General features: G+C 63.2%; 1 protein-coding gene. It reads left to right on the forward strand.

Annotation, left to right across the window (positions count from 1 at the left end):
- Positions 1–730 (forward strand): AMP-binding protein (locus AB4Y42_RS44110; protein WP_368697878.1); only part of this gene is annotated, 730 nt, incomplete at both ends.

Consider the following 730-nt stretch of genomic DNA (forward strand, 5'->3'; position numbering starts at 1 on the left):
GGGCGAACCTGCCGGCCTCCGATCCGGACCCGCGCACGCTCGGCCTGAGCGCGCGCCACCTCGCCTACGTGATCTACACCTCGGGATCATCAGGCACGCCCAAGGGCGTCATGGTCGAACATCGGGGAGCGGTGCGTCTCGTAGCGGGGAACGATTTCGTCGCGATCTCGCCGCAGGACATCTTTCTCAATGCCTCCTCGCCGACATTCGACGCGACCGCGTTCGAAGTCTGGGGAGCCTTGGCAAACGGCGCCAGTGTTGTGCTCTATCCTGGACGTTACCTCTCGACGGCAACGCTGGCCCAGATCATCCAAGATCAAGGCATCACGATCGCCTGGATGACTGCGCGGTTGTTTGACGTCTATGTCGGGGAGGGGCGGAGCACTGATCGGCTGCAGCAGTTGCTGGTCGGGGGCGAAGAGGTCTCCGTCGCTTCCATCAGGGCATGTCAGAAGCGACATCCGACGCTGAGGATTTCAAATGGCTACGGGCCGACGGAGAACACCACCTTCAGTCTCTGCTATCCTGTGCCTCCCGATCTCGATGACCAGACCCGGGTGCCGCTCGGCCGACCAATTCGGAATTCGGTGGCGTATCTGTTGGACGAACGGCTACAGCCGGTACCGCTGGGAGCAATTGCTGAGATCTATGTCGGCGGGGCCGGCGTTGCGCGCGGGTACCTGAACCGGCCGGAGCTGACGGCGGAGCGGTTCATCGCCAGCCCCTTTGT

Source organism: Paraburkholderia sp. EG286B (assembly GCF_040965655.1).
In the GTDB taxonomy this organism is placed as follows: Bacteria; Pseudomonadota; Gammaproteobacteria; order Burkholderiales; family Burkholderiaceae; genus Paraburkholderia.